The sequence below is a fragment of the Dysgonomonas mossii DSM 22836 genome (assembly GCF_000213575.1).
GTDB classification, from domain to species: domain Bacteria; phylum Bacteroidota; class Bacteroidia; order Bacteroidales; family Dysgonomonadaceae; genus Dysgonomonas; species Dysgonomonas mossii.
Genome location: NZ_GL892011.1, coordinates 41364 through 65267, shown reverse-complemented (window position 1 = coordinate 65267; position 23904 = coordinate 41364). Strand labels below are relative to the sequence as shown.

Annotated in this window: 17 protein-coding genes and 1 pseudogene; 12 read left to right on the top strand and 6 right to left on the bottom strand. The window is 38.2% G+C overall.

From position 1 onward, the window contains the following. Nucleotides 1-14: 14 nt before the first annotated feature. From HMPREF9456_RS14940 to HMPREF9456_RS14915, 6 genes are all read right to left on the bottom strand, one after another. Nucleotides 15-1409: a TolC family protein gene (locus HMPREF9456_RS14940; protein ID WP_006844398.1), complete on the bottom strand. Its 1395-nt coding sequence runs from the start codon at nucleotides 1407-1409 to the stop codon at nucleotides 15-17. Between the two features lie 7 nt (nucleotides 1410-1416). Continuing rightward, nucleotides 1417-4566, bottom strand: a complete 3150-nt coding sequence (locus tag HMPREF9456_RS14935) for an efflux RND transporter permease subunit (RefSeq protein ID WP_006844397.1) — start codon at nucleotides 4564-4566, stop codon at nucleotides 1417-1419. Between the two features lie 13 nt (nucleotides 4567-4579). Beyond that, nucleotides 4580-5680 (bottom strand): efflux RND transporter periplasmic adaptor subunit, encoded by a 1101-nt coding sequence (locus HMPREF9456_RS14930; protein WP_006844396.1) that lies wholly within the window; start codon nucleotides 5678-5680, stop codon nucleotides 4580-4582. 132 nt (nucleotides 5681-5812) lie between these two features. After that, complete coding sequence (locus HMPREF9456_RS14925; protein WP_018075059.1) at nucleotides 5813-6637, bottom strand: phosphatase PAP2 family protein; 825 nt, start codon at nucleotides 6635-6637, stop codon at nucleotides 5813-5815. Nucleotides 6638-7020: 383 nt separating this feature from the next. After that, complete coding sequence (locus tag HMPREF9456_RS14920) at nucleotides 7021-7398, bottom strand: site-specific integrase (protein WP_006844394.1); 378 nt, start codon at nucleotides 7396-7398, stop codon at nucleotides 7021-7023. After that, a complete protein-coding gene (locus tag HMPREF9456_RS14915; RefSeq protein WP_006844393.1) occupies nucleotides 7367-7891 on the bottom strand; it encodes a hypothetical protein in 525 nt (174 codons plus the stop codon). The genes HMPREF9456_RS14920 and HMPREF9456_RS14915 overlap by 32 nt, the downstream gene beginning before the upstream one ends. Nucleotides 7892-8791: 900 nt before the next feature. Here HMPREF9456_RS14915 and HMPREF9456_RS14910 point away from each other — a divergent pair. The 12 genes and pseudogenes from HMPREF9456_RS14910 (at nucleotide 8792) to HMPREF9456_RS14855 (ending at nucleotide 23834) form a co-directional block, all read left to right on the top strand. Beyond that, nucleotides 8792-9250: an HYC_CC_PP family protein gene (locus tag HMPREF9456_RS14910; protein ID WP_006844392.1), complete on the top strand. Its 459-nt coding sequence runs from the start codon at nucleotides 8792-8794 to the stop codon at nucleotides 9248-9250. Nucleotides 9251-9372: 122 nt separating this feature from the next. Beyond that, nucleotides 9373-9792 (top strand): rhodanese-like domain-containing protein, encoded by a 420-nt coding sequence (locus HMPREF9456_RS14905; protein ID WP_006844391.1) that lies wholly within the window; start codon nucleotides 9373-9375, stop codon nucleotides 9790-9792. A gap of 10 nt (nucleotides 9793-9802) precedes the next feature. Next, nucleotides 9803-13627: an efflux RND transporter permease subunit gene (locus HMPREF9456_RS14900; protein ID WP_006844390.1), complete on the top strand. Its 3825-nt coding sequence runs from the start codon at nucleotides 9803-9805 to the stop codon at nucleotides 13625-13627. 14 nt (nucleotides 13628-13641) lie between these two features. Continuing rightward, on the top strand, nucleotides 13642-15147 hold the full coding sequence (locus tag HMPREF9456_RS14895; RefSeq protein ID WP_006844389.1) for a TolC family protein: 1506 nt from the start codon (nucleotides 13642-13644) through the stop codon (nucleotides 15145-15147). Continuing rightward, nucleotides 15134-16585 (top strand): annotated as a pseudogene (locus HMPREF9456_RS14890) (efflux RND transporter periplasmic adaptor subunit); the annotation flags it as partial. The gene HMPREF9456_RS14895 and the pseudogene HMPREF9456_RS14890, both read left to right, overlap by 14 nt. An 81-nt stretch (nucleotides 16586-16666) precedes the next feature. Further along, nucleotides 16667-17065, top strand: a complete 399-nt coding sequence (locus tag HMPREF9456_RS17515; protein WP_006844387.1) for a heavy-metal-associated domain-containing protein — start codon at nucleotides 16667-16669, stop codon at nucleotides 17063-17065. Between the two features lie 34 nt (nucleotides 17066-17099). Beyond that, nucleotides 17100-17510: a heavy-metal-associated domain-containing protein gene (locus tag HMPREF9456_RS14880; RefSeq protein WP_006844386.1), complete on the top strand. Its 411-nt coding sequence runs from the start codon at nucleotides 17100-17102 to the stop codon at nucleotides 17508-17510. A gap of 108 nt (nucleotides 17511-17618) precedes the next feature. Then, nucleotides 17619-19913 (top strand): copper-translocating P-type ATPase, encoded by a 2295-nt coding sequence (locus HMPREF9456_RS14875; RefSeq protein WP_006844385.1) that lies wholly within the window; start codon nucleotides 17619-17621, stop codon nucleotides 19911-19913. Between the two features lie 213 nt (nucleotides 19914-20126). Continuing rightward, nucleotides 20127-20978 carry an RteC domain-containing protein gene (locus tag HMPREF9456_RS14870; protein WP_006844384.1) on the top strand — a complete coding sequence of 284 codons (852 nt, stop codon included), beginning with the start codon at nucleotides 20127-20129 and terminating at the stop codon, nucleotides 20976-20978. A 179-nt stretch (nucleotides 20979-21157) separates the two neighbouring features. After that, nucleotides 21158-21517 carry a helix-turn-helix domain-containing protein gene (locus HMPREF9456_RS14865; RefSeq protein ID WP_006844383.1) on the top strand — a complete coding sequence of 120 codons (360 nt, stop codon included), beginning with the start codon at nucleotides 21158-21160 and terminating at the stop codon, nucleotides 21515-21517. Further along, nucleotides 21480-23516: an AAA family ATPase gene (locus tag HMPREF9456_RS14860; protein WP_006844382.1), complete on the top strand. Its 2037-nt coding sequence runs from the start codon at nucleotides 21480-21482 to the stop codon at nucleotides 23514-23516. The genes HMPREF9456_RS14865 and HMPREF9456_RS14860 overlap by 38 nt, the downstream gene beginning before the upstream one ends. Before the next feature lie 12 nt (nucleotides 23517-23528). Further along, on the top strand, nucleotides 23529-23834 hold the full coding sequence (locus HMPREF9456_RS14855; protein ID WP_006844381.1) for a helix-turn-helix domain-containing protein: 306 nt from the start codon (nucleotides 23529-23531) through the stop codon (nucleotides 23832-23834). Nucleotides 23835-23904 lie beyond the last annotated feature (70 nt).

Below are 23904 nucleotides of genomic sequence, written 5' to 3'. Positions count from 1 at the left end.
TATCGCATTCGTTTTTATTGCCAGCCACCGCCTAAAGCATAATACAGTTCTATATCTGCCAAAGCCTTGTCTGTATATAGTTGTACCCTTTGTAAACTGGATTGTAAATAGGCTGATTGCACTGTAATTATATCCAGATAATTCACCGTACCAGCCATAAACAGTAGCTGAGTAGAAGTTATACCCTCCTCAAGTACTTTCTCTCTAGATTTAGCAAAGATAAATTGTTTTTCGACTTCTTCTTTATTTTTCAGTGCATTAGAAACTTGTGCGTATCCATCAAGAACTGCTTGACGGAATCTTATAACTTCTTTCTCTCGCTCTATCTGAGCTTGTTCATATTGAGCTTTTAGTCTTCCTTTATTGAATATTGGTTGGGTAATTCCTCCCGCTAAAGAACCGAAAAGAGAGGCAGGAATAGAAAACCAATTTGAAGAGGTCAAACTACTTAATCCTCCTTCTGCCGATATATTGATCGCCGGATACATCGCTGCTTGTTGTATCCCAACTCTGGCATTGGATGCACGTAAAGATAGTTCTGCAGCCTTTATATCGGGACGTGACGCAAGTAATGACGCTGGGTATCCTTCTACCGGTACGGAAATAAACTCTTTATTACCCTCTATCTTCCGTGTTATGGCTCCGGCATACTTTCCACACAATACATTCAATGCATTTTCCTGTAAGCTAATACTTTGCTCTATTTGAGATATAAGTATCTTATTTTCGTTGAGTTGGGCATCGACTTGCCTGATGCCTAAAATATTGGCATCTCCTACCTGATATTGAATTTTCATTATTGTCAGTGTGCTGTCACTTAACACCTTACTTCTGTTAGCTATTTCCAATTGCTCATCCAACATTAAAAGATTGTAATATCCTTTGGCAATATCAGCCACTAGCTTTGTTTGCACAGCTTTACGCACTTCCTGCGATTGGAGATAATTAGCCAAGGCTTCTTCTTTTTCACGTTTTATTTTACCCCAGATATCAATATTCCATGTTAAACCGGCTGACAGGTTAAAATCTTTACTCTCTCGGTTGCCGCCTGCTTGTCCCGATAAACTATTCTGAGAGGCTTTAGTATAACGACTATTTATCTGAGCATTTATTTCGGGCAAATAGTTTAACTTCACTGTACCTAAAGTTGATTCTGCCAAAGCTATATTTTGAACAGCAAGGAGCAGATCGCTATTTTTCTCAAAAGCATTATCAATTAGTTCCAACAAGTATTTATTTGTGAAAAAATCACGTGGATTATGTGACAAAGCACTTGTATCATTATTGGCGTCCGTTTCGTTTCTATATTTCTCGGGTAAGCCTAATTCAGGGCGTTGATAATCTTTCCCGACTTTACAGGATACAACCAATAAGAGACAAATACATATTGCGAAATATCTGGTATACATATAATTTTTATTTATCATTGGTTAAAACTGTATTCTCTTTTTTCTTACCTGCTATTTTTTCATGTAACGTCTGAAATAGAATATACAGAACAGGTATAAATATAATTCCCAGTATTACTCCACTTAACATACCTCCAATAGCTCCTATACTAATAGAATGGTTACCAACAGCAGCAGGACCTGTAGCCAGAGTTAATGGTACCAATCCTATAATAAAAGCCAGTGAGGTCATTAATATCGGACGGAAACGTTGGCGTGCTCCTTCTAAAGCTGAAGCTATAATAGGTATGCCTTTTTTACGTGCCTGAGCAGCAAACTCTACGATAAGAATGGCATTTTTAGCCAAAAGACCAATTAACATAATAAGCCCAATCTGTACGTAGATATTATTCGTTATTCCTGCCAGGTTTATAGCGATGAATACACCTAATAATCCCGTGGGGACAGATAACAAAACGGCTAAAGGTAGAATATAGCTCTCATATTGAGCCGCTAATATAAAATAAGTAAAAAGAATACATAATCCGAAAATCAAAAAGATCTGTTCGTTAGAACGTTTTTCCTCTCTACTCAATCCACTCCACTCATAACCATATCCATGAGGCAGTTCCTTTTGTATAACTTTTTCGGCAGCAGCCATCAATGCTCCATTCCCATAGCCCGAAGTCGGTAATAAATTGACAGCTATACTATTGAACAAGTTATATCTATTCATGGCTTCGGGTCCGTATACCTTCTTCAGTTTTACTAATGTATTTATAGGGATCATAGCTTGCGTAGGGCTTTTTACATATACCTGTTCTAAAGACCTTTCATCCATTCTGTATTGTCCTTCAGCTTTGATATTGACACGATAAAACTTACCGAAACGAATAAAATCACCGCTTTGGCTTCCTCCATAAAATAGTTGTAAAGTGTTTAATACATCTTTTGGCGTAGTACCCAACTGATAGGCCTTATCTTCATCAACCTCTACCTCGAATTGAGGGAAATCATTTCGGAATGTAGAAAACGCCATCGATACGGCAGGTTCTTCATTCAACTTTGTTATTACATTTTTTACAATGTCGCTGAATTTATCGAGATCACCTCCAGTCTTATCCTGAAGCACAAGTTCGGCACCGCTGACACTTCCGAAACCTTCTACCGGAGGAGTACGGAATAAGCTTAGTTCTCCTGATTTTACATCTTCTAATCTGATACTCATTGCCTCTATGATGTCATCCATATTTTGTGTCTCGCCTCGTTCTTTTTTGTCTTTCAAACGTACAAACCCGATGGCATAAGAAGGCCCGGAACTATTACTTAGCATATTGAAACCGGATACACTTGTAACTGAGTGGGTTTCGGGCATAGCTTGCATAGCACTGTCTATACGGTCGATAACGGCTGTTGTATGTTGCAGGTTTGTTCCGGCAGGAAGAGATAGAGAATAGGTGATAAAGCCATCATCTTCGGATGGCACAAAATCTTTAGGTGCATTATTCATCATCCAGAAAGCCAATACTGAAATCAATCCGAGTGCTCCCATAGTAAGCCATTTACGCTTAATTGAGAAATTAATAATTTTCAAATATTTATCAGTAGTTTCTTTAAAACCAATATTGAAAGCATAGAAGAACCGTTGTTTAAATCCGGCTTTAGCTCCTTCCTTTTTTTCATGAGGTTTCAAAAATAATGCACACAAAGCAGGACTCAAAGTCAGAGCATTTACCGCTGATATCAAGATCGCAAATACAAGGGTGAAAGCGAATTGCTTGTAAAATACACCGGCAGGTCCTTCCATAAATCCAATGGGTAAAAATACTGCACACATAACCAATGTGATAGAAATAATAGCTCCGGTAATTTCTTTCATAGCAGTTTTGGTTGCTTCTCTCGGATCCATATTTTCCTCCGTAATTTTAGTATGAACAGCTTCTACTACTACAATAGCATCATCCACAACAATACCAATAGCCAGTACCAAAGCAAATAGAGTTAAGACATTAATGGAAAATCCTGTCAATAGTAGGAAAAAGAATGTCCCTATAATGGATACCGGAACTGCTATCGCCGGAATCAACGTTGAACGAAAATCCTGTAGAAAAATAAAAACGACGATTATAACTAATATAAATGCCTCGATTAGTGTTTTTATTACTTGATTGATCGATTCATCCAAGCGTTCTTTTGCACTTTGGATAACACTATAAGAAATACCCGGCGGGAAATTCTCACTCAATTGTGTAAGGGAAGCTCTGACATCTGTCTCTATTCTATTTGCATTCGATCCGCTGATCTGCTGAATCATCATTGTCACAGCGGGCTGTCCATCTTGTTTGTTGTCACTATCATAAAATGATGCACCGAACTCTACTCTGGCGACATCTCTCAAACGAAGCATTGATCCGTCTGTATTTGCTTTCAATATAATTTTTTCAAATTCTGATGGCTCTTTCAGTTTCCCTTTATACTTCATGGTATATTGCATAGGTGCATTTGATTCTGCACCTAATTTTCCCGGAGATGCTTCGAAGCTGGCACTTTGTATTGCTCTATCTATATCATTTGGTGTAAGATCATTGACTGTCAATTTTTGAGGATCTAGCCAAATACGCATCGAATAATCTTTCACTCCGAATATTGCTATATTACCTATACCCTGAATTCTTTTGAGTGCAGGAACCAAATTTATATTTGCATAATTCTGAAGAAACAGCTCATCATACTTAGAGGCATCATTGCTTGTAATATTGAATATCATAATATTACTATTTTGCTGTTTTGTTGTAGTAATACCCCCCTGTAATACTTCAGCAGGCATCAAGCTATTGGCTTGTGCAACACGATTTTGTACATTAACAGCAGCCTGATCAGGATTAGTCCCAAGCTTAAATACCACTGTAATAGAGAAAGATCCGTCATTTCCTGCCGAGGAGCTTATATATTCCATCCCTTCCACTCCATTTATAGCCTCTTCCAATGGGATTATGACAGAACGGCTTACGCTCTCACTATTTCCTCCGGGATAAGACCCCGAAACATTTATAGTCGGTGGGGCAATATCCGGAAACTGTGTGCTGGGAAGTCTTAGTAAGCTTATTAATCCTACTAATACAAGGATAACTGAGATGACTGTGGCCAATACCGGCCTGTCTATTATTTTTTGCAACATATATTCGCTTGATTTATTCTGGTTGGATGAAAGTTCCTTCTTTTATTGTTTCCAGATCTTTGGTTACAATTCTGTCTCCGGCTTTGAGTCCGGCTCTTACTATATAATAATCTCCTTGTTTACCGTCAATTGTTACAGCTAGACGTTCTGCTTTATTTTCTTGATTCAGACGAATAACAAAGATCTTATCCTGTATGTCAAGTGTAGATAATACAGGGATCCGCAAGGCATTATTTTCGATATAAGGAAGTATAATACGCCCCGTATTCCCTGTCCTTAGCAAACGATTGGGATTTTGAAACATTGCACGAACACTTACTGCCCCGGTATTCGTATCAAACTCGCCATTGATCATTTGTATTTTTCCTGGATAGGGATATTCACTGTCATCAGCAAGTTTTAAGGAAACATCTTCTACTTTAGACAATTTCTCACTCAAATCTTTACCCTCATATCTGGCATTGAATCGAAGGAAATCCTTCTCGCTCATAGAGAAATAAGCATATACTTCACTTATATCAGAAAGTGTAGTCAAGGCTTGCATATCTGATGCAGAAACAAGATTTCCAATACGTTTGGGAATACGCCCGATGAAACCGTCTACAGGTGATTTAATCAGAGTGAAACCCAAATTAATGTTTGCAGTCTCTAAAGCTGCTCGTTGTTGCTCTACATTAGCCTGTGCTGTTTCATATTGTGCCTGAGCTACCTTTAACTGAAAATCAGATGTGACATTATTTCCACTTAACAGAGTATACTTATCAACTTCTAGTTGTGCATTTTTTAAGGCTGCCAATGCTGCATTCAGATTCGCTTTTGCAGTATTGACCTGTTCAATATACTGACGATCATCTATCTTAAATAGAGATTGCCCGGCTTTTACATAAGCACCTTCTTCTATAAATATTTTTTGTATATATCCTTCTACTTGCGGACGTATGTTTACATTCACTTTGCCTTCGATACGTGCAGGAAATTCGGTATATAAAGTCACGGGATCTTCTTTAATTGTAAGAACAGGCAGGCTGAGAGTTTGTATACTCTCTTGTGATTTGTCTGATGAATTACAACTAAACAGAACAGCTATAGAGAAGAAAAGAATTAGATATTTCATGTCTTTTTTTGATGCGAAAATAGGGTTAATTGTAGGGTTGTTTGTTCAATTTTTAGTGCGATTTTACCCAAACGGAAAAATAGGAATCCGGAGTGTGGGAAGGAGAGGATGAAGTGTGAGTTTTTGTATATTTTAGAAGGTATAAGATAGACCAATCCCATATTGGTTTATTCCAACTGAGGGCAATATTACCAGATGCTTACGGCTATCCTTGATCCCAAATATTTTATGCATGGTAGGTAATAACATATAGGCAACCTCTACGCTTAATATTCCTATACCGGCTCCGGTAACGACATCGCTTAGCCAATGTTTATTATTTGTCATGCGTAAAATTCCTGTAGCAGCAGCTATCCCATATGCTCCGACTGCTATCCACGGACAAGTGTCTTTATATTCTTTAAACAAGATATGGCTACCAGTAAACACAGTTGCCGTATGACCGGAAGGAAAAGACTTCATGTTCGAACCATCAGGACGTTGTACATTAATAGTATGTTTCATAGTTTGTATTGTTGCAGACATTAATAAGTATGAAGTTGCCATCACAATAGTTCGATCTCTCAAATTATGCTTTGCTTTAATCCCTACAAGATCCAGAGCATAGACTCCCACTATTGGAGCATACTGAAAATAGTCATCATATTTAACAAATTGGACTTCTTTCACAGAGCTACGAATATTTATATCCATTTCTATAAGTGGCTTGGTATATTGAGCAAGGATTCCATAAGAAATAAGTAGACCGGGGATAACCAGATTGGCTTGAGGTATTTTTATTTGGGAGGAATGTTTGAATTTAAAATCTATAGAAACCGGTTTTATGTCATATCGTTGTTCATATTCTATAATTGATTGTTCAAATAACTTAGGAGATATACTTTCCTGCTTCATCTTTTGGTAGATCTTGACCTCTTTGACAGATATGCTGTCTTTTACTAATTCTGTTTGAGCCATTAAAACAAAACTAGTAAAAGAAAAAATAAGAGTGATGCTAGTTCTTTTATTTATAACAATTCGTAATGGTAATTGCAAGATAAAAAGGTGTTTCATGTCTTTTTCTGCAAATGTAGGACTGTCTTTGATTTTGTTATTTCTACTTTGAGTGCAATTTTACTCTAACGGATAAATGGGAATCCGGGGTGTGGAAATGAATAGCTAAAGCGAAACCTAGATAGCCCCATACGAGAATATTTTGTAACAAATCAATAGAAAAGAAATTGATAACAATTGGAGCAGGACAAGGTTTATTTTTTATCTTTACAAAAGATAAGTCGCTCTTTACGCATATCTAAGAACTAAGCTGGTTTCTTAATCGTTACCTGTAAATGAAAATAATCTTAATAGATACTATACTTCTGATTTGAAATAACCGGGAGTTTATAATTATATTTCTCGGCTATTGTTTCAGCTTCCGGAAGAAAAAGACCCAGATATTTAACGCCTGTCTTGATTCTATTTCCGTGTATTTCTTTCCAACCATCTTTTACCAATATGTTCTCTTTGGAAAAGTATTCGAGATCTACGTATGAAAGACCGTTGAAGCACTGGAATATGAATAAGTCTCTTACCTTATCCAGACTAACAGCAAATTGTCCTTTCGGTATATATTCCAGAATCTTTTTTACTTCATCTTGCATTAGGAATGTAGGATCATCAGACCGACCTTTGATAACTTGGAAATCATCATGAAGTAATTGTTTTGCGTAGATGAGCATCTAAATCCTCTATGTTAGCATAGGTAATATCCTTGAATATATTTATCTTTCCAAATTCGTCATATCGAGCAAAGAATGAGTTAGCGTGCTCAACAGCGGACAATGATGCTTTCTTAGCTCTCATATCTTCCAGAATGAAATCTTTTACAGACATAGTTAAAGAATCATTTTCTTTATCCCAATTATCAACATCATTTAATGATTGGCATTTGTCGGAATATATAAAGGCTTGTACTTTGTAGTATATTTTATCTATCCTTGCTTTTATTGCTGCTGCATTTGGATGTTGCACGATAGAGAGTCCGCCTGGTCCTACATCTGAATACTGTTTTCTTAATATATATTCTCCTGTAGAAATGTATTTCTTCTTTCGGCTTAATTTATCGTAGACCTCAATCTGAATAAGGGCTTCTTTTTTTAATGATTCTTTCTTTGGTTCTTTTAGAGTGATGCCTTTTCTATCAAATACAAATCTTATTGTAAGACTATCCATCGCAGTATGATTTTAAGATAATGAACCAAAGGTATATGAAATATTTGAATTTTGTTCTACCCGATTTTCTACCCAAGATGTTTTTGGTAGAACAAAGCCCATATATTGCCATATAATGGCATATATATACAGACATTCACATACATTGAAAATCGAGACTGGAAGGGGGATAAATAAAAAAAGTCGCTATTTAAGCGACTTTACTGGCGGTATGGACGGGAAAGCCACCTTTAAGGTCTAAATCGCTGTGTTTCAATATGTTACCCTCTTGATTTTGCTTAGGGGGTACGAGTTGGGTTAAGTTATTTTTAACTTACTTTATTTCAACACATTAGCTTTCCAAATCTTTCCGACTGTTTGGGCGGAACGGACGGGAAAGCCACCTAAAGACCTTAAATGACTGGATTTTAATGCTTCATCCCTACGAATTATCTTAGGGGGTACGAATTGGGTTAAACAAAGCTAACTAATTCAATTACAGCGCTTTAATCTCCACGTCTCTATTGACACTTCCATTGTGGTAAGGCTGTACCCGAATCCTCGGATTACCAAACCACACATATTAAGTGAAAAAATCATCATTTATAAGTTTCAAAGTACAAATCAAAGTAAAATCTGCACTCTTGCTGCATATTACTGGCAGTACTTGCTGCCCTTGACGCCGATTTGTCTGCATAAAACTCAGGTTCAAAGTTACAACTATTTCTGAAACAACCAAAATATCTGAATAATAATATTTTATATGCAATGCAAGGTGCAAGTTTATCTATATATAGATACTTGCACCTTGCACATTTAATCATTTGTAGCAAAAAAAACAATTTTATTGTGTTTATATTAAAATAATTATCTACTTTTGCAGATGGCTTACTTTATAAGCAAAATTTTACAGTAATAAAAATGAAGAAGGTTATATCAATATTTCTGTTACTATTAATGCTGGTTATCGGGGCTCATCCCGTACTTGCTATGCATTTTTGTGCAGGAGAATTATATTCCTTTGGAGTTTTAAACAATGAAATAGAAGAGTCCTGCTGTGAAGATATGGAAATGCCACAACAGGGAAATGATTCCTGCCATTCTAACCAAAATGCACAGGAATATAATATATTACCATCTCATGAGAACTGCTGTGACATCCAAAAAATTGAATTTTCCACGGATGACTATCAGTATCAGGCTCAACAATTTAACTTGAATAATGTATTGCCAACATTTGAAAGCGTATGGTTAGCTCTTAATCTGCTTATACCTACAAATAATGAGGGCATAACAAAAACAAGTCAATACTTTCCGCCAGGAGGTTTTAGTTTACATAACATAGACCTGTTGACTTATATTTGCATCTATCGTATTTGATTTGATAAACCTTGTGGCTATATAGTCATTCGCTTGATTATGCATATCCTAAACCGAATATGTAGTAAGGTTGTTTATATCTATAACTAAAGATTAACAAATGTTTATCAAATCAAAAAACAATGAAACCTTTTTATTTTCTAATTGGTATAGCTATCTCCAATGGCTATATCATAGGACGTCCCGTATATACCCATTATAGTACGGATACAGTTCTAATTGATTCGGTTGTCACCCAACCGTCAGTGCCTCTTTATACCCATATTAAGTATCTGGTAGAGAATAAATCCGCTATTATACTTGATGTTCGCACAGAGCTGGAGTATAATGAAGGTCATATAAGAAATTCTATAAATATTCCACTTGATAAATTCAATGATTCTCTTTTTTTCCTACAAAAAAAAGAACCTATTGTTATAGTTTGCCGTAGTGGAAAGAGAAGTGAAAAAGCCAAGTCATTTTTAACACATCAAGGATTTATAAATGTCTATAACGGAGGTGGATGGGAAAAATTGAACGAATTATTATTAACTGATAAATAAAATATGTAGTATGCTTAACAGAATCATCAAGTATTTTCTCGATAACAGAGTTATAACATTGTTATTACTTGTTATCATCATTGTTTGGGGACTATCTACAGCTCCATTCAATTGGCATGGTGGCGTATTGCCACGCGACCCCGTCCCTGTGGATGCTATTCCTGATATAGGGGAAAATCAGCAAATTGTCGCCACCGAATGGATGGGACGTTCACCTAAAGATATTCAGGAACAAATTACGTATCCGTTATCTACTTCATTACTGGGGATACCCGGAGTAAAAACTATCCGCAGTACCTCTATGTTCGGTATGTCGTTTATTTATATCATTTTTGACGATAACATCGAATTTTACTGGAGTCGTTCCAGAGTTTTGGAAAAGCTGAACTCTCTACCTGCGGGAACGCTGCCTGTAGGAGTACAGCCCAGCTTGGGGCCCGATGCCACCGCTTTAGGACAAATATTCTGGTATACTCTTGAAGGACGTAATCCTGAAACAGGAGAGCCTACCGGAGGATGGAACCCCGATGAATTACGGACTATTCAAGACTTTTATGCCAAATATTCGATTTCGGCAGCCGAAGGAGTATCCGAAGTTGCATCTATTGGTGGGTTTGTGAAAGAATATCAGGTAGAAATAAATCCCAATGCCATGCGTGCCTTTAATGTATCCATCATGGATGTGATGAATGCGGTGCAAAAGAGCAATTTGGATATTGGTGCTGAAACGGTGGAAATCAATAAGGCTGAATATCTAGTCAGGGGATTGGGATATATTAAGAATGTTTCCGATCTGGAAGAAGCAGTTATTACTGTCCGCAACGGTGTACCCGTAAAAATAAAAGATGTCGCTTTTGTCAATCTGGGGCCAGCGACACGTCGAGGTGGTCTGGATAAAGAAGGTGTCGAAGCTGTCGGCGGCGTTGTGGTTGCCCGCTATGGTTCTAATCCAATGCAAGTTATCGACAATGTAAAAGCAAAAATCAAAGAGATGGAAGCTGGATTGCCACAAAAAACGCTGGCAGACGGAACTATATCGAAAGTTACTGTTGTTCCTTTCTATGACAGGTCAGGACTGATACAAGAAACTATAGGGACGCTGGAAACCGCTCTTTCTCACGAAATACTGATTTGTATTATTGTTGTAATAGTATTAGTCTTTAATCTACGTGCATCAGTTGTAATTTCCGCCATGCTCCCTATAACAGTATTAGCGACCTTTATAATCATGCGTTATACAGGGATTGAAGCTAATATTGTTGCACTGTCGGGTATTGCTATCGCTATCGGGGTCATGATAGATGTCGGAGTCGTCTTTGTAGAGAATATTATCCGGCATATGGAAATGCCTGAAAATGAAGGTATTTCTAAAGGGAAAGCCTTTGCGAATCTGATATATAAAAGTGTTAGAGAAGTTTCGGGGGCTATTACTACAGCTATGCTTACAACCATTGTGAGCTTCCTGCCGGTCTTTGCCATGCAGGCACAAGAGGGGAAATTATTCCATCCGCTAGCATTTACAAAGACCTTTGCACTTGTATCAGCATTACTACTGGGGCTAAGCCTGTTACCAACACTGGCCTATTATGCATTTTCCATTAAAGTAACTTCCGCCCAGATGCGTAGAATTGCTAATATTATCTTGATAGCTGGAGGTATTCTGTTGTTTGTCTTTACAGGTGTATTTGCTGCGTTAGCACTCACTCTATTCGGACTAAATAACTTCCTTGCCAACCGTTGGACGAATAAGAAGATACCTACTTATATAAATATAGGCATTGCCATTCTGGTTGCCGTCTATTACCTGACTATCGAATGGCTACCTATTGGCCCACAGGAAGGATTCTTTTTAAACCTGATATTTGTTCTTGTAGCTATAAGTATAATCTTAGCCTTGTTATGGATATTGGTAATTTATTACGAACGTATCTTACGTTGGTGCTTGGAACATCGTTGGAAATTTATGCTTATACCTCTGGTTACGGTATTCTTTGGTATTATGATATGGTTGGGATTCGATACAACATTCGGTTTTGTCGCCAAAGGGTTTGAAACCGTAGGCTGGAAGAGTTTCAGACAGACTACTTTCTGGCAGGCTTCGAGTGAACGTTTCCCTGGCATCGGTGAAGAATTTATGCCAAGCCTGAACGAAGGCTCGTTCCTTTTGATGCCAACCAGCATGCCACATACGGGTATAGAGCAGAATTTACAATTTATAGAAACACTGGATAAGCGTATTTCCAATATCCCCGAAGTCGATATAACCGTAGGTAAATGGGGACGTGTCAATTCTGCACTCGACCCGGCTCCAACCCAAATGTTTGAAAATACGATTAACTACCGTAGCGAATATATACTGGACGAAGATGGGCATCGGCAACGATTTAAAGTTAATAGTAATGGTGAATTTCTTTTAAAAGGTGGAGGTACTTATAATCCAAAAGATGGTTTCCGCCTACTACCTGCCGATAGTCTTGTTATCAACAGCAAAGGAGATTATTTCCGCCAGTGGCGCCCTCACATTAAAAAAGCGGATGATATTTGGCAGGAAATTGTGAACGTAACCCATATGCCCGGACTTACATCCTCGCCCAAATTACAACCTATAGAAGCCCGTTTGGTTATGCTTTCGACAGGTATGCGTGCGCCGATGGGATTAAAAGTATCAGGACCCGATTTGGAATCCATTGAGCAAGGTGGTAAAGCATTGGAAACAGCCTTGAAAGATATTCCGTCGATTCTTTCATCTACTGTATTTTATGATCGTGCGGTCGGAGCACCCTATATTGAAATAAAACTAAACCGTCAGAATATGGCGCGTTATGGCATTACCGTGGCAGATTTACAAGATGTGATCGGTGCGGCAGTAGGAGGAATGCCCCTGACCACAACCGTAGAAGGGCGTGAACGTTTTCCTGTGCGTTTAAGGTATCCGAGGGAATTGAGAGATAATCCCGAAGAATTGGCTAAACTGATTGTACCTACAGCAACCGGAGCCCAGATTCCTTTACAGGAAGTAGCAGATATAGAATATACCAAAGGAGCGCAGATGATCCAAAGTGAAAATACCTTCTTGCTTGGTTATGTTATCTTTGATAAAGTGGCAGGGAAAGCTGAAGTAGATGTTGTTAAGGAAGCTGACAAGATACTTAAAGATAAAATAGCATCTGGGCAGTTAGAATTACCCAAAGGTGTATCTTATAAGTTTGCTGGAAATTATGAACAACAAAAAAGGGCTGCTAATCGACTATTGGTTGTTATACCGTTAAGTTTGCTGGCTATCTTATTGATATTGTATTTCCAGTTCAAAACCGTTACAGCATCATTGATCCACTTTTCCGGAGTAATCGTAGCTTTTGCCGGAGGATTTATCCTGCTGTGGCTTTATGGAGAGCCTTGGTTTATGAACTTCTCAATCGGGGATATGAATATGCGCGACCTGTTTCAAATGCATCAGATAAACCTGAGTATTGCTGTCTGGGTAGGATTTATTGCTTTATTCGGCATTGCCACCAATGACGGTGTATTAATGGGTACATATATCCATGATACTTTCCTTGAACGTGACCCACATACCAAAGATGAAATTAGAGAGGCTGTAGTTCATGCTGGATTAAGACGAGTACGCCCTGCTGCTATGACTACGGCAACTGCACTTATTGCCTTACTTCCGGTACTAACGTCGACTGGTAAAGGAGCGGATATTATGGTTCCGATGGCCATCCCTACTTTTGGGGGTATGCTTATCCAGTCGATGACTATGTTCGTAGTTCCAGTGTTTCAATGTTGGTGGCGTGAATCAGCAATAAAAAAACACGGTAAAATAAAAGAATAAAAACAGATTGTATTATGACAACAATAAGAATCAAATATTTAACAATGCTATTAATGATGATAATGGCAACCGGTGCAGTTTCAGCACAAACTGCTGATTCGCTTAGCCATTATCTCAAAATTGCAGCCTCAAATAACCCCGGTGTTAAAGCCGATTTTATGGTTTATAAGGCATCGCTGCAAAAAATCCCACAAGCAGGAGCTTATCAAGACCCTGAACTTGAAATGGGCTTTTTCCTTGAACCGATGGATATTATCGGAGGAAAACAAGTTGCCGAGTTCAAACTGATGCAGATGTTCCCATGGTTTGGTACAAAGAAAGCTGCACAGACCGAAGCCACCCATATGGCAAAAATGTCATTCGAAAAATTCCGTGAAACAAGGGATAACCTTTATCTGGAAATATACACTCAGTGGTTTATCCTTTGCAGCCTTCAACAGAAATTAATGAATAACAGGGATAATAAAGCCCTGCTGACTCAGTTGGAACAATTAGCGTTGCGTAAATTTTCGTCTCCATCAGCTGGTTCAGGAGCAGGGTACTCAATTTCTGCCCCAACCCAGCCGACCAGTACACCTCCGGTTGGAAGTGGAGGTAGTATGTCCTCGATGGGAAGCGGTATGTCTTCAGCTGGTTCTCAAGCAACCACTCAGAGTACAAGTATGTCTTCGATGGGCAGTTCAGGTAGTAGTATGTCATCAGGTATGAGTAACTCGGCTTCGGGAGGTATGTCCGATGTATTACGTATCCAGTTGGAAATAGCTGAATTGGATAATAATATAGAAAGTATTCTTTCGGAAATAAAAGCGGAAAAAGCAAAGTTCAATGCTTTACTGAACCGTTCCGCCGACAGCGAAATACAAATACCCGAAGCCTTTGAGCAACTCTCATTCCTTTTCGATCCTGAAGCTATGACAAAGATTAGTGATCAGAACCCTATGCTGGGAATGATTAATGAAGAAGGGCTTGCCTATAAAGCTAAAGCCGAAATGGATAAAAAGATGAGTTATCCAATGTTCGGTATTGGAGTACAATATATGCTTAATAAAAAAACGGATGATCCGATGTTTGGAATGGGCGATATGAACGGAAAGGATATGATTATGCCGATGATTTCAGTTAGTATCCCACTTTATCGTAACAAGTATAAGGCACAACAACGCGAAAGTAAATTTTGGTGGCAAGCCAGTAAAGAGAAGTACGCCAATACTTACAATGCGATAGAATCTGAATTATATAAGACAAAGCACCTATTGGATGATGCTTCCCGTAAAATTTCGCTTTATAAAAAACAGTCAGACCTTGCTGAAACAACCTACAATTTGGTTGTACAGGAATTTGTTGCAGGAAAAAGCGATCTAACCAATGTCATACAGGTTCAACGGCAACTGTTGGATTATCAACTCAAAAAAGCCGAAGCAGTCGCAAGTTACAATACAATGGTGGCATCCATCCAAAAGCTGATTTCATTTAAGGATACAGAACAAAACGTAAATAACACATATTATGGAAACGAATAAATTTAAAAAGATAATCAATAATAATTATATCAAGTACGGATTGATACTCATTGCAGGACTATTTATCGGATGGCTGATATTCGGAGGCTCATCCAATAATCATAATGAAGTAACTGAGCATGTACACGAGGAAGGTACAGAACAAATCTGGACTTGTGCCATGCACCCACAAATAAGGCAAAATAAACCTGGTAAATGCCCTATTTGCGGTATGGATTTGATTCCGTTGAAAACGTCAGATAGCGCTGATGAGGCGATTGACCCAAAAGCAATTCAATTGTCAAAAGAAGCTGCCGCTCTGGCTAATATACAAACGACTGTAATCAGCCGCCAAAATCCGATAAAAGACATTCAGTTGTATGGTACGATACAAGCTGATGAACGATTGTCACAATCACAGACATCCCATGTCAGTGGACGGATTGAAAAACTCTTTATCAATTTTACCGGAGAAAGTGTGAAGCAAGGGCAAACAATTGCTACAATTTACTCTCCCGAATTGTTAAGTGCACAACAGGAATTATTGGAAGCTGCTAAAATGCAATCAGTACAACCTGCCTTAATTCAGGCGGCACGTGAAAAACTGCGCCTGTGGAAATTGACAGATGAACAGATAGCAAGGGTAGAGCAATCGGGTAATGTATCTGCATTGGTGGAAATAAAAGCCAATACTGGCGGTATTGTAGTAAGTAAAAAAGTGAGCCAAGGAGATTATATTAATCAAGGTAGTGTCCTTTTTGATATAGCCAACCTGTCACAAGTATGGGCTATGTTCGATGCCTATGAAGTAGATCTGCCCTTCCTTAAAGTCGGGGATAAAATTGATTTTACGTTACAGGCTGTACCCGGTAAAACATTTACAGGCCGAATATCCTTTATTGATCCGATATTGGATAGAACGACCCGTACAGCTAAAATTCGGGTAGAAACAGCCAACTCCGGTATGCAATTAAAGCCAGAAATGTATGCCAATGCCATTATCAAAGCCCCATTGAAACAATTCAATAATGAAGTTGTCATACCAAAATCATCTGTGTTATGGACAGGGAAACGTTCGATTGTCTATGTGAAACAGCCGAATACACAGTCTCCAGCATTTATGCTGCATGAAATTGAACTCGGCCCTTCACTCGGCGATTCGTATGTTGTGCTTTCGGGTGTAAATGAAGGAGATGAGATTGTAACTAACGGAGCCTTTACTATTGATGCCAGTGCGCAACTCGAAGGAAAACGCAGCATGATGAATACCGAAGCATCCCGTCCTGTTACTGGACACGAAGGTCACAATATGTCGGGTGGTTCATCAGGTACAAACCAATCCGAAACTTCAACTGGGCATGAAGGACATGATATGTCTTCTATGCAGAAGTAACATGCCATGATAAATGTGCAGAAACTATGTGAAATATCTAAGGAACGCATAAAAAAGCTACTAAAGTAGTTTATGACGCATTCCCCGATTACTGTAAATATAGAAAATAGAAATAATGGAATATTAATAATTTAAAATCAGAATAAAATGAAGAAGTATGTTTTAGTTATAGTATTGGGATTAGGCATCCTGTCTTTTAGTGCGTGCAACTCAAAAAACGCATCAAGTAATGATACTGCCAAAACGGAAACGGTGGCTCAATCGGGTAATGAACATCATCAGGATGAACATGCCATGTTGGGCGTACAGGGACTTTGTGAAACGTGTAAAGAACGGATAGAGACCGCAGCCAAAAGTGTCAAAGGCGTATCTTCAGCTATGTGGGATATAGAAAAAAAGGAACTACACCTGAATTTCGATCCACATCAAACAAATATGGATGCCATCAGTAAGGCGATTGCCAAAGTCGGACATGATACGGATAGGGATACGGCTGACCAGACAACATATGATGCACTGCCTAACTGTTGCAAATACAGAAAATAAATACAAATGATTAATCAATTAAAATAAAAATGAAATGAAAAAAATAATTTTGTTTATAGCAGCGATTACATTTTTATCGGTAAACAGCCTTAATGCTAACAATCAGGATAGCCTGCAAAAAAAAGATACAATACATGCCGGACATGGAGGACATCATCAACATGAAAAAAGTGAGGCGGTGAAAGATGCCCATGCTATGCTCAAAGTAGAGGGTAAGTGTGATATGTGTAAAAAACGCATTGAGACTGCCGCATTAAGTGTGGAAGGCGTGTCTTCAGCTATTTGGGATAAAAAGACGAAAGAACTACACCTTAACTTTGACGAAAAGAAAACGTCTATTGAGGCAATAAGTAAGGCTATTGCTAAAGTGGGACATGATACAGAGAAGGATAAAACAGATAAAAAAACGTATAATGCCCTACCCGGCTGTTGTAAATACAGGTAAATCCTGTTAGAAATATATTAAACGGTAAATAAATAACCGGGATATGCGAGTATTATATTTAAAGGGAATGCTCCGATTGAGCATTCCTCTTATAAAAAGAAGCCAGACATGAAACATACATATACAATAGGCGGTATGACATGTGGTCATTGCCGTTCCAGTGTGGAAAAAGCACTGAATGCGATTGAAGGCATTCATGCAACTGTTACTCTTGATCCTCCGGTAGCCATCATCAGGATGGATAAACACATACCTACGGAAGTTTTGCAGGATGCCTTATCGAAAGTTGGCGATTATACTATAGAAATTGCTCAAAATGTGTCACATAATAATAACCCTGATCATGTAGAAATGAACAGTATGCATCAAGGGCATGACCATACTGGTATGTCTATACCATTGGAACATGGCCACCAAAATCATGACCATGCAGGAGGACATATGGCACATATGGGAAATCTTAAACAGAAATTCTGGATTTCCCTTATCGTAGCAATACCGATTATTCTGTTTTCCCCCATGATGGGGATGAAACTACCTTTTACCCTTTCGTTCGAAGGTTCATATTGGGTAGTGCTGTTGTTAGCTTCATTCCTATACTTTTACGGCGGATGGCCGTTCCTCACTGGAGCTATAGGTGAACTAAAAACGAAAAATCCGGCCATGATGACATTGATTTCAATGGGTATCACTGTTTCTTACATATACAGTGTGTACGCTTTTGTTAGCAATTACATTCTGCAAGTGCCGGGCCACCGAATGGATTTCTTTTGGGAATTGGCGACACTGATTGTTATTATGTTACTCGGTCATTGGATAGAAATGAAGGCGGTCGGTAATGCAGGAAACGCATTACAGAAAATGGCTGAGTTGTTGCCTGGAAGTGCGCATCTGGTACAACCTGACGGAAGTATTAATGATGTTCCTCTTCAACAAATACAGGAAGGGCAGCATGTAATGGTAAAGGCAGGAGAAAAAGTGCCTGCCGACGGGAAAGTTATATCCGGTGAAACATCTGTTAATGAATCAATGGTAACCGGTGAAGCCAAAGCCATAAAGAAAAACGAAGGAACAACCGTAATAGGCGGCTCGGTCAATGGTTCGGGCTCTATCGTAATAGAAGTGACAGGCACAGGCGAATCGGGTTATTTGGCACAGGTGATGAAACTAGTAGGACAAGCCCAACAAGAAAAATCACGAGCGGAATCCATTTCCGATAAAGTAGCCAAAGGACTCTTTTATATAGCATTGATAGTAGGTATCACTGCATTTATTGTTTGGTATATTATCGACAAAGATATAAATATCGCATTGGAAAGGATGGTAACAGTGTTTATTATTGCCTGCCCACATGCTTTAGGACTGGCGATACCACTTGTCGTTGCTCGTTCCACATCATTGGGAGCTACACATGGCCTGCTGATCCGCAACCGCAATGCATTGGAAAAAGCAAAGGATATATCCGTTGTAACTATGGATAAAACGGGTACACTCACTGAAGGGAATTTCCGCGTTTCTGTTGTAAAAAGTCTTTCGGATAGATGGAGTGATGCAGATATACTGAAAACAATGGCGGCAATGGAAGTGCATTCTAATCATCCGTTGGCAGTGGGTATTTTGGATAAGGCTAAAGAGTACAAAACAGATATACCAAAGGCTGAAAATGTAACTCTGATAAGCGGAACAGGTCTATCGGGTACAGTAAGTGGGCAGGAAGCGAAGATTGTCACTGCTGCATATCTGGATAAAAACGCAATACTATATGATAAATCCCTGTTTAATGACTTGGCAGGAAAAGGTAATTCCATAAGCTACCTTTTAATCAATAATGAAGTTGCAGGCTTAATAGCTCAAGGTGATCAGATTAAACCGGAAGCAAAACGGACTGTGGAGGAACTTCATAAAGAAAACATTACCCCAGTCATGCTAACAGGAGATAATGAGGCCTCTGCAAAGTCTGTTGCCGAACGAGTAGGTATTAACGATGTATTTGCTTCCCTCTTACCTGAAAACAAAGAGAAAGTTATTTTGGAATACCAACATAAAGGTAAAACTATTATGATGGTGGGTGATGGGGTGAATGATGCCCCAGCTCTGGCTCGCGCAGATATTGGCGTGGCTATAGGCGCCGGAACAGATGTTGCAATAGATTCGGCAGATGTGATATTGGTAAAAAGCAATCCGTATGACATTATTCATTTTCTTTCGCTCGCAAAGAACACATCGAACAAAATGGTACAAAATCTATGGTGGGGAGCAGGGTACAATATTATCGCTATACCATTGGCAGCAGGAGTTCTCGCTCCTGTAGGTATTATCCTTAGTCCAGCCATAGGAGCTGTGCTAATGTCCGTCAGTACAGTGATAGTCGCTATAAATGCATTAATGTTGCGAATGAAATAAATTCTATTTATTCATTACCTGATGGAAATTTTAATTGTTTTTATTTGATTCTGTTAAGTGTCACACCGGCATATGAAATAACCTGATAAATTGGAGTATATATGTCGGTGTGCTTTATCATAATTTTGACGTTTTTAATAATAAAACTAAAATTATATTACAGGTATATTTTTGGCTTTCATATGCTTAAATTTAAATCTTTCGAATTTTAAAATGAAAGAATATAATTCAGAAATATTAAAAGTAGTACATACAGAATTGGAAATGGTTGATATGGAAAGTTGTAATATTTCCATAGAAGAAGCTGAATCGATGATAAATTTCTTGAATGATTGTTTGGAAAAAATGAGAAGTTATTTTCTTTCTTTAAACTCAATCGATTCATCTGATGAAATATGTTTTTTTAAAGAAATCAAACCCGAAGTATTAGGGTTTTTGCTATATTTCAATAAAGTACACACAATTGAATTAAAATGTCCAAATGGAAGTAATGATACATTAAAAAGTTACTATGAAAATGAACAAGAGAGTCTTACTTATTTTTTTGAACGGAACATAGATTTTTACCAATACTACAGGTCAAAATCAACATATTTAGACGAACATTATTTTCTGAGAAAGAAAAAATCGTATAAACTTTGCATAGACAGCGTTCACTTTATAATGGATAAGTATTTTTCAACCGGATATGATTATAAAGTAGCAAAAATTATCTGTAATGAAATGCTGCGCATTTATCTCAATAAAAAAATGCATCAGATAGAAAAACAAATTATAATAAATAAAAATAGATCTTCATTTCCGGTCAGTGATCTAAAATGGACGGGGCCATTAATCGCTTTAGTAGAATTAGGATATGGATTTGATTCAAGTAAATATGTAAACCGAGGAAAAGCCGATATTAAAGAAATAATGATAGGATTAGAAACTTTGTTCAATGTTGACTTAGGAGAATATTACAGAACATATATATCAATAAAGGATAGAAAGATGGAACGGGCTAAATATTTAAAAATAATTATAGAGAATCTCTTACGACGAATAGACGAAGACGATTCTTCTTAGATTTTCTTTTCATAGAAACTACCAACTTGGTAGTTTTTTTTTGCCTTTATCCTACCTATTCAAAATCCACTAAAACCGTTGATTTCTCGTCAAAAAAAACTCAAAAAAAACATCAACCAAGTTGGCAGAAAAGTATTTTTCGACTTCCCAACTTTGCAGCAAATCAAACAGTTGCATTTATGGATGTCATAACAATAGAATCCCAAGCATACAAAGATTTAGTATCTAAAATCAATGCCATAGCGAAATTCGTTATAGATCATCAGGATGATGATACTACCGATCCAGACGAAATGTGGGTGGACAGTTACGAAGTTTGCACTTTCCTCAAAATCAGTGAACGTACACTTCAACGTTTACGCAGTAACCGGATGATTTCTTATTCTATTATCTCCGGCAAATCATATTATACCATTGCAGAAATAAAACGGATGCTTACTGAAAAGAGAATCCGCAGTACTGATGAATGTATGAATGACCTTATAAACAATCATAAATATCATGCTCAACAAAGACGAACTATTAAGACGAACAAATAACGGTCTTGATGTTTTCAAGCATTATATACCAGTCCAATGGAAAACAGGGCGTAATTTCCTCAATCCCTTGTATGAAGACCGTAAAGCGTCATGTAATGTGTATTTTGACCGTCGCAATGGAGTGTATAAGATTAAGGATTTCGGCAATGACGATTATAGTGGTGATTGCTTCTTTTTTGTTGGAAAACTAAAAGGCTTGAATTGTGGAAATGGTGCCGACTTTGTAGAAATATTAAAGACCATAAACAGGGATATGGCGTTAGGATTGAGTGATTCAGATTACTCACATACTCCGCCAATCGCATCAAACAAGCAACAGGCTCCACCGGAACCGCAAAAAAACAAACCGTATAATATTCTTCAACAAAAATTCACCCAAAAAGAATTGGATTTTTGGATGCAGTCAGGCATTACCCCTGAAATACTTAAACTATACAAAACAGTATCACTAAAAGAGTTCAGGAGTGAAAATAAAGACAATAAGCCATTTTATTATACTTCATCAGAAAATGAACCGATTTTCGGATATATGGGTAAAAGGCATGTGAAGATTTACCGTCCGTTTTCGGAAGTCCGTTTCTTGTATGGTGGTAATATCGGAGAGAATTACTGTTTCGGACTGGAGCAATTACCCGCCAAAGGAGATACATTGTTCATCTCTGGCGGAGAAAAAGACGTGATGACACTTGCCGCTCACGGATTCCACGCTATCTGCTTTAATAGTGAAACTTCTACAATCCCGGCAGGGATTATTTATAAACTGACGTTCCGCTTTAAACATATTGTACTACTCTACGATGCGGACAAAACAGGAACGGATAGTGCGGTAAAGCATGAAAAAGCATTATCCGAATATGGCGTTAAACGGCTTGTACTACCACTATCAGGAGAGAAAAAAGACAAAGATATAACCGACTATTTCAGTAAGGGCAATAGCCGGAAAGAGTTCCGGCAACTATTTCTCGATTTTCTTGATAACCTATATAACGAAACAATGACCATGCTGAAATCGTGCGAAATTGATTTTAACAATCCTCCGGCAAAAGCAGAGGAAGTTATATCTGCCGGCGACGTACCACTGGGCACACAGGGTAATATACTTTGTATTACCGGTGGCGAGGGTACAGGAAAAAGTAACTATGTTGCCGCCCTGATTGCAGGTTCGATAAGAAACGACAATCGTCCAATAGATACGTTAGGCGTTGATGTGCGGGATAATTCCGACCATAAAGCGGTTTTGCTCTATGATACGGAACAATCGGAAGTACAACTTTTCAAAAATGTATCAAATCTTCTGAAACGTGCTAAACTGGAAAAAAAACCGGAAGAATTACGGGCTTTCTCCCTTACCGGAATGTCCCGGAAAGAGCGGTTGCAAGCCATTGTTCAAAGTATGGATAAATACCATTACGAATATGAGGGCATTCGCTTGGTTGTTATTGACGGGATAGCAGATTTAGTATCATCGGCAAATGATGAAGTGGAAAGCATCAGGATTATGGACGAATTATACCGGTTGGCGGGAATATACCGCACTTGTATCGTATGCGTACTTCATTATGTACCCAATGGCTTGAAATTGCGGGGGCATCTTGGTTCGGAGCTACAACGCAAAGCTGCTGCAATCCTTAGTATAGAACTTGACAGCGATCCGTCCATATCGGTAGTAAAAGCGCTCAAAGTAAGGGACGGCAGCCCTCTCGACGTTCCATTAATGCAATTTTCATGGGATAAAGAATTGGGTATGCACATATATATCGGAGAAAAGCCACGGGAGGAAAAAGAAAAACGAAAAGAGAAAGAACTGGCGACGGTTGCCCGTGAAATATTTGATACAAAAAGGCATCTGACCTATATAGAGCTGTGCGACCGCATCCAACAGATAATGGATGTAAAAGAACGCACAGCCAAAAGCTACATTAAATATATGCGAGAAAAAGAAATAATAATAAAAGATCCGTCCAATCAAAACTACTTTATGATAGGGCATATCATCTAAAAATGGAATATTATGTATATAGATAAAGAAAATTTTGAAGCATGGATGGAGCGAATTATGGATCGCTTCGACAGGCAAGACAAAAAACTTGAAAAAATGAGCCAAAGAAGAAATATGTTGGACGGAGAAATTTTGCTTGATAATCAGGATTTATGTATGCTGCTTAATGTAAGCAAGCGCACCTTGCAACGTTATCGTAGTACAGGTGAACTGCCTTTCCAGACAGTTTACCATAAGACCTACTATAAAGAAAGCGATGTACATATCTTTATCCGGGAAAACTTTAACAAGAAAAGGGGCAATAATAAAAAGCCGTAAGAACTTTTGTTTTCGATTTCTTTTATGTTCATATTGATTTTTTAATGTTAATCAAAAGCCCGTACCGTCG

Bases quoted from the DNA above. Each gene is read 5' to 3' on its own strand.
- HMPREF9456_RS14940 (WP_006844398.1), bottom strand. From the start codon at position 1,409: ATGTATACCAGATATTTCGCAATATGTATTTGTCTCTTATTGGTTGTA.
- HMPREF9456_RS14935 (WP_006844397.1), bottom strand. From the start codon at position 4,566: ATGTTGCAAAAAATAATAGACAGGCCGGTATTGGCCACAGTCATCTCA.
- HMPREF9456_RS14930 (WP_006844396.1), bottom strand. From the start codon at position 5,680: ATGAAATATCTAATTCTTTTCTTCTCTATAGCTGTTCTGTTTAGTTGT.
- HMPREF9456_RS14925 (WP_018075059.1), bottom strand. From the start codon at position 6,637: ATGGCTCAAACAGAATTAGTAAAAGACAGCATATCTGTCAAAGAGGTC.
- HMPREF9456_RS14920 (WP_006844394.1), bottom strand. From the start codon at position 7,398: ATGCTCATCTACGCAAAACAATTACTTCATGATGATTTCCAAGTTATC.
- HMPREF9456_RS14915 (WP_006844393.1), bottom strand. From the start codon at position 7,891: ATGGATAGTCTTACAATAAGATTTGTATTTGATAGAAAAGGCATCACT.
- HMPREF9456_RS14910 (WP_006844392.1), top strand. From the start codon at position 8,792: ATGAAGAAGGTTATATCAATATTTCTGTTACTATTAATGCTGGTTATC.
- HMPREF9456_RS14905 (WP_006844391.1), top strand. From the start codon at position 9,373: ATGAAACCTTTTTATTTTCTAATTGGTATAGCTATCTCCAATGGCTAT.
- HMPREF9456_RS14900 (WP_006844390.1), top strand. From the start codon at position 9,803: ATGCTTAACAGAATCATCAAGTATTTTCTCGATAACAGAGTTATAACA.
- HMPREF9456_RS14895 (WP_006844389.1), top strand. From the start codon at position 13,642: ATGACAACAATAAGAATCAAATATTTAACAATGCTATTAATGATGATA.
- HMPREF9456_RS17515 (WP_006844387.1), top strand. From the start codon at position 16,667: ATGAAGAAGTATGTTTTAGTTATAGTATTGGGATTAGGCATCCTGTCT.
- HMPREF9456_RS14880 (WP_006844386.1), top strand. From the start codon at position 17,100: ATGAAAAAAATAATTTTGTTTATAGCAGCGATTACATTTTTATCGGTA.
- HMPREF9456_RS14875 (WP_006844385.1), top strand. From the start codon at position 17,619: ATGAAACATACATATACAATAGGCGGTATGACATGTGGTCATTGCCGT.
- HMPREF9456_RS14870 (WP_006844384.1), top strand. From the start codon at position 20,127: ATGAAAGAATATAATTCAGAAATATTAAAAGTAGTACATACAGAATTG.
- HMPREF9456_RS14865 (WP_006844383.1), top strand. From the start codon at position 21,158: ATGGATGTCATAACAATAGAATCCCAAGCATACAAAGATTTAGTATCT.
- HMPREF9456_RS14860 (WP_006844382.1), top strand. From the start codon at position 21,480: ATGCTCAACAAAGACGAACTATTAAGACGAACAAATAACGGTCTTGAT.
- HMPREF9456_RS14855 (WP_006844381.1), top strand. From the start codon at position 23,529: ATGTATATAGATAAAGAAAATTTTGAAGCATGGATGGAGCGAATTATG.